Origin of the sequence: Marininema halotolerans (assembly GCF_900116235.1) — a bacterium.
GTDB lineage: Bacteria > Bacillota > Bacilli > Thermoactinomycetales > DSM-45169 > Marininema > Marininema halotolerans.
Window position 1 is genome coordinate 57,519 of the sequence record NZ_FPAA01000014.1, and the last position, 10,295, is coordinate 67,813.

Genomic DNA, 10,295 nt, shown 5'->3' on the forward strand with positions numbered 1-10,295 from the left:
TAACAAAATGAGTAAATAAATCGATTGATTTTGAAGTTCGTCCAATTCTAAAGAAATTTCAATAGGGGATTGACGGTAATATGCTTTTCCGATAGAATGTAAAATAACCAATAACATGCAACGGAGGTGAAAGGGACTATGAAAACGTGGATCATGGATTCGGCGATGAACGCTACTGCTGTGGATACTCACATCAATGCATTTGCACGCGATCTCCAGGGGGTACGTCTGTCTGTTTTGGCGTTCTCCGCTGTTGTGTTGATGGCCCGAGAAGTGGCAAGCATGGTATTCGCGCTGGCTACCAATTGCCTTCTTCTGGTTCAGGCATTTCACGGGGTACATGTGTCTAAATATGCGATTCCTGCATCCACCTTTTCATGGTTGGATCCCTTTCCCGACCCATTATCGGCATCATCGTGAACGACTTCATCAGTGTTCACGTAGCTGAACAAAGGGCCCTGGGCAGGTATCCTGCCTAGGGCCCTTTTTGTATTGGGGGAAAAGCTGATGCGGATGAGAGCATCAATGAAATGGAGGGAATGAATCCCATGCGCTTACGTAACTGGGATCGTAATTTAAAGATCCGATTATTTGGGGAGGGGCTGCTTAATATCCTCTTTTGGATGTTTTTCCCCTTTCTTGCCGTTTATTTTTCCGATGCCTTTGGAAAAGGGCTAGCGGGAATATTGCTTGTTGTATCGAATGTATTTGGAGTATTGACCAACCTAATTGGGGGATGGTGTGCGGATCGTTTTGGGCGTAGGCGCATGATGTTGATCGCTGCCATTGGTGAAGGGATCTGTTTTCTACTCTTTGCCTATGCCAATTCTCCCTGGTTGGAGTCTCCGGTCTTAAGTTTTATTTGTTTCGCTGCTTTAGGGATTACGGGAACCTTATATTGGCCCGCTAGCCACGCGATGATCGCTGATTTAGTCGGACCGAAGGAGCGAAATGAGGTCTTTGCTGCTTTTTATACGGCACACAATTTAGCAGTGGTCATTGGCCCAATCATTGGTGGTTTTTTCTTCTTTAATCATCGCTTTGGTTTATTGTTGGCAGCTGGGGGTGCTGCCTTCTTGTTAGCTTTTCTTATTGCGTATGCCTTGCGTGAAACAGTACCTCTACATGAGGAGAAACCCTCAACCAATTCAAGGGAACTGGGTTGGAAAAATGTGATCGTGGATCAGTTGAAAGATTATCGGGTGATCGCCCAAGATCGTAACTTTTTGCTATTCGTCGTTGCAGGAATTCTCATTGCGCAAACCTTTATGCAGTTAGATTTAGTTGTAGCGGTTTATGTGACGAAAGCGATCCCTGTACAAGAACTCTTCTCCTTTGGAATATGGCATATTAAAACGGGAGGGGCACAGTTCTTTGGTTGGTTGGTCGCATTAAATGGTTTTCTTGTTGTGATGTTGACGGTTTGGATCAATCGTTGGGTCACTCGCTTTCGAGTAGGAAATGTATTTATTGCCTCGGCTCTACTTTATGGGATTTCCATGGTTTTATTGGGAAGCTCTACTGCGCTTTGGGTCGCTATTGGAGCGATTGTGATTTTAACGATTGCAGAATTAGTGGGGGTTGGGTTACAGGAAAGTTTCGTATCGGAATTAGCACCGGAACATATGCGCGGACAGTACTTTGCCGCAGCAAGTTTACGGTTTACGATTGGGCGAACCTTTGCACCCTTAGCCATTCCGTTAGCGGCATGGGTAGGATACACTTGGATGTTTGTCGTCCTAGCAGGAATTGCTTGTATGGGCGCTTGGTTGTATCATCTACTATTTCGTCGTCTGGAGCGTGGGAAATTACTTCCTACCAAACCACAGGTCACAAATGAAGTACTAAAACAAGCGTAAATCAAAGGGACAGAGAGAGGGATTACCTTCTCTCTGTCCCTTTTATGAAAAAAACAAATGTTTTAATATCAGACAAAAGTACTACTAGTACGAAAATATTCGCTTCGTTAAGAGGGAAGATGACACGCTATCTGTGTTAATTTTTTTATTATTATTGTTTGGTAAACGTGATTTTCTCAGCAATCCTCACTGTGGAGACGGGGTTCAATGCTTTAAAAATAGTCAAGCGGAAAAATTTAGACCATTTGGCCTAAAGGATTCAATGGGGATTTTGTCGAATCTAATACATCGCAGGAATAGGGAGGGTTGTGAAAACTGATGGATGAATCAGGCGATCACACCATCCCGACGCAAGATAACTCAAGGGTTTAGTTGTAAGGAAAGGATGATGGATTTGTTCAAGATTGGCAAAAAAGGGACAGTAGGATTGCTGTCAGCAGCACTCGTTGTCAGTGCCCTGGCATTAACTCCTATGGCGATGGCGCAGAAAGAAACCTCTGCTTCTGCCACCGATAAGATTAACCAGGCAGCTGGTAAAGTCGATATGGCGAATGTCAATATCAATCGGTTGGGTAAAGCTCTGGTCAAACAGGGCAAAATCAAAAAAGGATCATCCCAGGCACAGGTAGAGAAGGCAGTGCGTGAATACGTACAAGCTCGCTCGATTCCTCAAGGGATTGATACTTCAAGCTCTTTCGGGAAAAAAGCGAAAAAGGGCTTGGCTGGTGTTCGTGCAGCAACTGCTGAGAAGGCCAGTGAAGGGAAAATCAAGAAAAACAAAGGTGTTCATACGGACTACATCGCAATGGCACTCGTTGAATTCCCGGATTATACTCATAATTCACTCAAGGAAGAAAAAGGTTCCTTGTATACGAAGGACTTCAGTCAGGACCATTATCAAGAAATGCTGTTTTCATCAAAGTACACAACGCCTGAGGGCTTAAAGCTACTCACGATGAAAAAGTATTACAATGAAAATTCCGGTGGTAGCTGGGATCTCAATGGTACCGTGACGCCATGGTTAAAAGCCAAGAACAATGCTTCATTCTATGGTGGCAACAATCCAGCAACGGGTGACAACGATAAAGCGCCTCGTGAGTTGGTTGGAGAAACCTTGGATAACATCGGGAAAGCCATTAAAGGGAACGAAGCGAAATACGACCAACGTGACCCTTATGACATTGACGGTGACGGAAATGTTATGGAGTCGGATGGTTTGCTTGATAACTTAATGGTCGTTCACTCCGGTATGGGTGAAGAAGCTGGCGGTGGCGATCAAGGTGCTGACGCAATTTGGTCCCATCGTTGGACGTTAAAAGCTCCTACTACGATTCCTGGTACGAAACTAAAAGCCTTTGACTACATGATTCAACCAGAAGACGGGGCAGCTGGTGTATTCTCTCACGAATACGGCCACAACCTCGGATTGCCAGATCTATATGACACCACTTATGGTGGACAAGGTTCACCAGTAGGTTCTTGGTCCGTCATGTCGGGTGGTAGCTGGAATGGTGAAGTCTTGGGTACCGAGCCAGTAGGGTTTGATCCATGGTCAAAACTATACTTACAAACAACGTATGGTGGAAACTGGTCTCATCCAAGTGAACTCGATATCGACGATATCGGTAGCCGTAGTAGCAAAGTGAAATTGAAAGAAGCGGTAAGTAAGAGTCTCTTTGGTAAAACCTTGAAAATCAACTTACCTGACGTTGAGAAAAAGCCTGCAACCAAGCCAAAAACGGGTAAAAAGTCTTATTACTCTACGACGGGTGACAACTGGAACACCAAAATGACCTCCAGCACCATCGATCTAACTGGAGCAAAGAAAGCAGAACTTTCTTTTGATTCCTGGCGTAAAATTGAAACGGGCTATGATTATCTAACGGTTTACGTGATTGATGAGGCGACGGGTGAGAAGAAAGCGATTAAAGCTTTCGATGATGATACCCAAGGTCAGTGGACGAGCGATACCCTTGATCTTTCTGCTTTCGCTGGTAAGAAGATCGACTTGGAGTTTAACTATGTAACGGACGGCGGTCTTTCCTACGATGGTTTCTATGTAGACAATATCGTAGTAAATGCTGATGGCAACAAAGTATTTGAAGATGGAGCAGAAGGCGATGCTAAGTTTAAGCTTTCTGGCTTCAAAGTTTTTGATGGTACGGGAACGATGCATCCAAACTACTATCTTGTAGAATGGCGCACGCTAAACGGCGTTGATAAAGGTCTTGCTAAACTTCGTCGTGGTGAAAGCTTCTTGAAATACGATCCAGGTATGGTCGTCTGGTATTATGATGGACGTTACAACGAAAATAACACCAGCCAACATCCTGGCTTCGGTCAAGTCGGCGTCATTGATGCACACCAAAAGTTGAAATACTGGAATAAAGATTACAGCAAAGTGGCTTCTGATCGTTATCTCTTAAACGATGCAGCATTTGGTCTTGACCGTACGACCCCAGTTAACATCAAAGGGTATGGTGAGCTTGGAGATCTGAAAGCACCTAGCTTTAAAGGTGTTTCTACCTTCAAAGACACGAAAAACTACTCTCAGCCTGGTGCCGCTTCTGTAGGTAAAATCCTACCGAAGTTTGGTCTACAGCTCAAAGTGGAACGTGAAACTCATCACGGTAAAGGTGCTGTAATCAGCATCAAAAGAAAATAATTAGTACAACTAAACACCCCCCTCAGTCAATCGACTGAGGGGGGTGTTTGTAATGGTGATGGAAAGCTAATGTTTTCGCATGGGTAGCTAAGATACTATAGCAAATTCCAGATGTAGATGAGAATATCCAAAGATGTAATTGCTGATGTCTAGTTATGTCATTTGATTTTGCTTGGGTTAATCACAGTAGCCACGAACACTCCTCCGTTAAATGATGACTGTAGACGTAGTCCACACTAAAAAATAAAGACTCCATATGATAATTCGAGGAGAATGGAATTTCATATGGAGGCGAACTTAATTTGAAGATTAGTAAGCGTTTAAGTGAGAAGTTAGCAATTATTTTGGGTGGAGAGATTTTAGATTTTTCACAAATACCTACAGTTGTCAATATAACCAATCTAAGAACCTTTAAAGCTACATTATTAGGGAGGCCAACAACGGATCCGCTAAACAACATTTTTTCGTTTGGAGCAACGAATTTGAGAGGTCAAACATTAAATATTGGTTGGTTTGCTTTAAGGCAAACGGAAATTACATCGGTTGTGAATAGGTTGAATCGAGATAATATTACGGTTACCTCGATCTGCGAATATAGCTCCTTTTTGCTCCCTAAAATCACCTATGTTTATTTTCAATCACTTAGCAATCCGATATCTTTTGCGGTGAAAATGAGAAGGATTTTGAATCAATTACCCGATGTAGGAATAAACCAGGATAATGCTACGAGTCAACCGTCAAGAGCGTGTACCCAGTTTTCATCGATCGTAGGAACAAAATTTACAGAAGTAATTGGTACTTCATGTGAAGCTGTCGATTCTCGTAATGTAGGGGTGAAAATCCTGAATCAGAGAGCCCCTAGTATTGATGTGGGATTAATTAATTTTTCTATTGAATCCGTGGATAAAAAGAATATTGGATTGTGTATAGGAACCGTTGCTTTATTGAGACATGAGGTCGATCCTTTCATAAAATTGATTCGAGAAGAAACGGGCTTCATTGATGCTTCTCTTACCTCACCCTGGTTTGGTTCGCCAGATATCTTGTACTTTAACTATGTTACAATTAAAAATATATTTCGCTTTGCTATTGAATCAAAACTTGCTCTGAAATTTTTGAAAAACAGGAGTGTTGACCTGTCGCTTGTTAAAAATTAGAGATTCAACACAAACAACCCCCTTGGCATATTCAGGGGTATTTGTGTTGAAGTGAATTGATGATGATTATCTACCGTTCACGTTGACCACGGTGGTATAGATATCGGTCCGATTCATATGGGTAGGCGGGTTGGTTTTTGCAAAGAAAAGATGAAAACGATTCCCAATCGTAGTCATTCCTTGATAATCGCCAAGAAACAACCCTGCAGAGAAAGGTTCTCTTCTTTCTCGTGGGGCTCGTAACATGTTAAAGGGTCCAGTAATTTTTTGCGAAGATGCAAAGGTGGTTCCAAAATCCCTTGAATAAGAAAAATAATAATTTATAGGAATCGTAGTTATAGGATGGGTTAAGGAATTGAAAATATAGTAGCTGACCCCAACTACACCGCTTTGATTTATCCGAACAGTGGGCGTGAAGCATGGAAGTCCAAGGGATGGATTGACACGTGCGGGTCGACTCCAAGTTTCGCCGCCGTCCGTCGAGCGTGAAATAACGATTTCGTCTATTTTGCCTCCACTGGGTCTGGAATCCTCCCAGGATACATAGAGGTTCCCGTTATTTGAATCGAGGGTGACACTGGCTAGAACATCTCCACTGCCGCGGATCAGTTGATTGGTAACGGGGTCGATGACACCCACTGACAGGATCTCAGCGATGACTTTTCCACTTGACCATGTTCTGCCTTTGTTTAGTGATTTTTGAATCAGGATAAATATCCGAGGGTTTCGCGTCGTTCTACCTAATACAAGGGAGAAAATATTATAGAGAACGCCTGAATGAGGGTCCACCAAAATTTCATTACCAATCGTTTCATTATCAGTTCCCGGGTTGAAAATGATTTTAGGTTTGCTCCAACTGCGGCCTCCATCGAGTGTCCGACTAAACCATGTTGAAGCGGTATTGTCAGCATTTCGATCCCATACCACATAAGCGAGACCCTCTTGATTTGGATCGGCGGTAATGGTTTCTTTATCGTTGCGTTTGGTAGGTCCTTGGTCTGTTTTGATGACACGAAAGTTCTCCCATGTTCTTCCGCCGTTGGAGGAGGTTAACGTGGTAATGGCGCTGAGTTGAACTTGGGTACCATTGGGTGCGATAGATAAGGAGACAGCTGTTGCATACACTCTCCCATCAGGTCCGATGGAGATCCAGGGATCCGATGCACGTTTGTAAGGTAACTGAGGCACAACACACGCACTAAAGGGGGGAATGCTACTCCGATTCCATGTGGAACCACCGTCTGTGGAATAAGAAGCAAGTAGCCCATGAGCGCCTCCATTTGCCCAGCGATCTTCCTGCCACATTCCAACCAAGATATTTTGGTTGTTATTGAGTGGATCGGGTCCTGTTGCTAAATAAGGTTCGACAGCAGTATTTACATATACGCGACCGGGTCCGCCAACGGTACAAGTTACAAAAGGGCTGGGCCCTGAGACACGGATTAAACGTTGCTGCTTGGTCACGAGGTTCAATGAACACACCCTCCTTTACAAGGTAGTTCACATACAATATTCCTTGTGTTCATTGATAGTGTGGGAGTATTCCTAGTTCGAAAGTGTTTCATTTGTTTTTATACCTGCTGAAGGAATATTTTTAACGAGGTGGCTAGCTCATTGATGGAGAGGAAAAGGCCCGTTCAACTGGAATCGGAATAATTTTTATAATAATAGTCCAACCGACTGGGGAGCCTGCTCATATAATAAAAAATAATATCGTATAGGGTATGAGATTCTACTTTGTATTACGGTAATAAATGCATCCACGGGAAGGAGTGTGCGAATGATTATCGGTATTATTGGACCATCGATGACAGAGATCGCTCTACTCCTTCGAGAGATGAAGATCGAAAAGAAATTTACAATCGCAAAGACGTTATTTTTTAAAGGGATGTTAAGAGGGGTAAAGGTTGTCGTTTGTCGATCAAGAGATGGCAAAGTGAATGCAGGTTTAGCCACTCGAGAGTTGATTGCTAGATTTGGAGCAAAATCCATTATTCTTAACGGAGTAGCAGGGGCGATAAATCCCAACTTGCGAATTTTGGATGTAGTCATCTCGACAGGAACACAATTTCATGATGTGAATTATACAAGAGTCGGTGTTCCTTTAAGTGAATATCCCAATTTAAGAATTGCTGTATATCAAGCAAATCCTCCCTTAGTTCGACTCGCTCAACAATCGGCAAAAAAACAACCCTATATTCGTGCAACCACAGGAAAAATCCTAACAGGTGATCAGTTTATTGCAAGTCCAATTAGGAAGTACTTGTTGCGTAAAGTTTTTCATGGCGAAGCGGTAGAATCGGAAGGAGCCGGTGTAGGTCAGGCCTCGTTTTTAAATCATACGCCTTATGTTGTGATTCGAAGTGTTTCTGATTTGGCCAATCGAGTTGCACCGATTGATTTTAGGATACTTGTACGTTTAGCGGCTATCAATGCGCAACGGGTTACTTTGGGGGTTTTAGATGAATTAAACAACAAGAGAAAATATATTGGGAGTCGAGGGGAAATTATTTAACCCTCCTATATATAGAAATGAATTCCTATTTTAATAAGAAGGTATTTCATCCGTGATTTTAAATATATCACTTATAGGAGGTGTATTTACCGATATAATTATAAGTATAATGAATATAATCGTAAATAAAAGAGTTAATCTACCTTCCCATTTGAATATTTTCATCCACCTATATCTAAAACCATCAGATAGCATTCGGTCATTTTTATATATCTCTTTTTTTAATTATTTGTCGAATATAAAAATAAATAAAAAATATATATACAGTGATCAATAAACATATTATCCATGCGGATATTTTTGTGATTAAATATATATTAATAATGAACAACCTTATCTTTCCCTGCTTTATTTTTTAATTATCTTTATATTATAAATAATATAGATGAGAAGCAAAGTGTATTCTATATAAATAAGGAAAAATAATTCTAAATATAGACTTTCCTTAAGGCGACAGCGGATCCGTTATTCCAGTTAGTTGAGCCTATTTTTAACCGTCTGGATACCATGATTACATTGAGAGTTGGTTGTACGTTTACGTTATCTCCTCGATGATTAAAACAACGTTAAAATTATTTATTCACTTTTGCTTCCTTGATCATTTTGCAACCAATCACAAACATTGCAGCTCCCAACCCTGAAGACCCGATAATAATATGTAATGGAGCATCATTCATTCCTAAATTAACCGAAGCTATACATATTAACAAACTAATAATCACTCTAGTCCAACCCCGAGCAAGTAGATTGGCTTGCTTAGGGTTGTTCGAAGTTTTCCTCATCAGTTTGTAACCAATAAAAACCATTATAGTGCCTAATGATAATAAACCAATAAGTATATGAAATGGAATGCCACCCATTGCTAATTTTATTGAAGATATACATATTAAAATGCCAATAAATATAATAGTAAGATGAAGTGGGTTTGGTGACTCGATTTTTTTCAAAAAAAGACTCCCTTCTCGTTATGGATTCCCTTAATATATAATTCGGTTGCCCATCCGTTTTTGTGTCCATTTATTAAGGGTAAGAGGCTTTTATCTCTGGCACCTAAAGACGATACCCTTTCCTAATCGCCGTATAATTCAGCATTGGAGATGATTAATGATGAAGGTAATCTGTAATTCTGTCGGGCTTTATGTAGAAGCTCTGACACGGGGCAAGGAATACGAAGTGTTAGCAGAAGATGAGGAAAAAGATCAGATAAAAATAGTCGGTGATAACAAGCGAGGAAGGTGGTTCAAGAAGAGCTATTTTGTACCTTATGGGAGTAATGTTGCCGTGTTGGTTAAATGGCAGTTCGGTGATTCGATTCATGATGTTAGTGAAGAATCATTAGAACATATTGAAATTACCGTTCTTTTAAGCGATGGACAAACAAGATGGTGTTCGGTATGTACTAAGGCAGGATTGGTTGATTATATTGAACGCAATATGAATGGAAATGGTTTTTTGATTGAAAATCAAATTGTCGTTAAGAATTTATTGCATAAAACGGTGAATGATGCTCTAATCTATTTTGATCAGCAAAATGAATTAATAAGATCAACAAAATTATTAAGCTACAAAAATCGATAGTACAACATAATATATAATTAGGTAAATAATTACTAAAATATTTTTTACTTAGAGGAAAAATACATACGATTTTTACACCATATAAGAAGCAACTCCGAATAAACTCGCCCTTCATCGGGGCGAGTTTATTCGGAGTCGAGGGAGGAAGAATCCAACCGTTAAGAACCTACACGATAAAATTCATGGAACAACTTAATGAGGGCTCGTTTCTCTATCCGTGACACATAGGAGCGGGAGATGCCAAGTTCTTTGGCGATTTCACGTTGGGTTTTTTCTTTTCCACCGGATAGGCCAAAGCGATTGCGAATCACTTCTTGTTCGCGTTCGTCGAGGATGTGGAGATGATTGTATATTTTACGTTTTTCAATCTTCATTTGCACCAATTCAACAATCTCATCGCGCTCGGTACCCAGTACATCGATGAGGGTAATCTCATTTCCTTGTGGAGGTTATCTGTGTTAAATTCTTAAGGAGAGTTTCAAGGTGAATTGATCGTTTTTCTGGTGTTGTTCCTTACGATA

The 10,295-nt window shown here is 41.1% G+C and carries 8 protein-coding genes and 1 pseudogene; 6 read left to right on the forward strand and 3 right to left on the reverse strand.

Annotated elements, in window-relative coordinates; all coding sequences use genetic code 11:
* Positions 1–138: 138 nt before the first annotated feature.
* From CHX35_RS15390 to CHX35_RS15405, 4 genes are all read left to right on the forward strand, one after another.
* Positions 139–420, forward strand: a complete 282-nt coding sequence (locus CHX35_RS15390; protein ID WP_091839091.1) for a hypothetical protein — start codon at positions 139–141, stop codon at positions 418–420.
* Positions 421–548: 128 nt separating this feature from the next.
* Entirely contained in the window at positions 549–1,859 is a 1,311-nt protein-coding gene (locus tag CHX35_RS15395; protein ID WP_091839093.1) for an MDR family MFS transporter, read from the forward strand.
* Positions 1,860–2,253: 394 nt separating this feature from the next.
* On the forward strand, positions 2,254–4,524 hold the full coding sequence (locus tag CHX35_RS15400) for an immune inhibitor A domain-containing protein (RefSeq protein WP_176392127.1): 2,271 nt from the start codon (positions 2,254–2,256) through the stop codon (positions 4,522–4,524).
* A 302-nt stretch (positions 4,525–4,826) separates the two neighbouring features.
* Positions 4,827–5,681 carry a DUF1259 domain-containing protein gene (locus tag CHX35_RS15405; RefSeq protein ID WP_176392128.1) on the forward strand — a complete coding sequence of 285 codons (855 nt, stop codon included), beginning with the start codon at positions 4,827–4,829 and terminating at the stop codon, positions 5,679–5,681.
* Positions 5,682–5,747: 66 nt separating this feature from the next.
* On the opposite strand, the gene CHX35_RS15410 is transcribed toward CHX35_RS15405, so the two are convergent.
* Positions 5,748–7,154 (reverse strand): sialidase family protein, encoded by a 1,407-nt coding sequence (locus CHX35_RS15410; RefSeq protein ID WP_091839101.1) that lies wholly within the window; start codon positions 7,152–7,154, stop codon positions 5,748–5,750.
* Positions 7,155–7,461: 307 nt separating this feature from the next.
* Here CHX35_RS15410 and CHX35_RS15415 point away from each other — a divergent pair, with 307 nt between their 5' ends.
* Entirely contained in the window at positions 7,462–8,196 is a 735-nt protein-coding gene (locus tag CHX35_RS15415; protein ID WP_091839104.1) for a 5'-methylthioadenosine/adenosylhomocysteine nucleosidase, read from the forward strand.
* Positions 8,197–8,768: 572 nt separating this feature from the next.
* Here the strand turns inward: CHX35_RS15415 and CHX35_RS15420 are convergent.
* The gene (locus CHX35_RS15420) at positions 8,769–9,143 is read right to left on the reverse strand and encodes a hypothetical protein (RefSeq protein WP_091839105.1); all 375 of its coding nucleotides are present in this window, start codon (positions 9,141–9,143) and stop codon (positions 8,769–8,771) included.
* 157 nt (positions 9,144–9,300) lie between these two features.
* Between CHX35_RS15420 and CHX35_RS15425 the strand changes: the two genes are divergently transcribed.
* Entirely contained in the window at positions 9,301–9,774 is a 474-nt protein-coding gene (locus CHX35_RS15425) for a hypothetical protein (RefSeq protein WP_091839108.1), read from the forward strand.
* A gap of 158 nt (positions 9,775–9,932) precedes the next feature.
* Here CHX35_RS15425 and CHX35_RS15430 read toward each other — a convergent pair.
* A pseudogene (locus CHX35_RS15430) lies at positions 9,933–10,217 on the reverse strand (sigma-70 family RNA polymerase sigma factor); the annotation flags it as partial.
* Positions 10,218–10,295 lie beyond the last annotated feature (78 nt).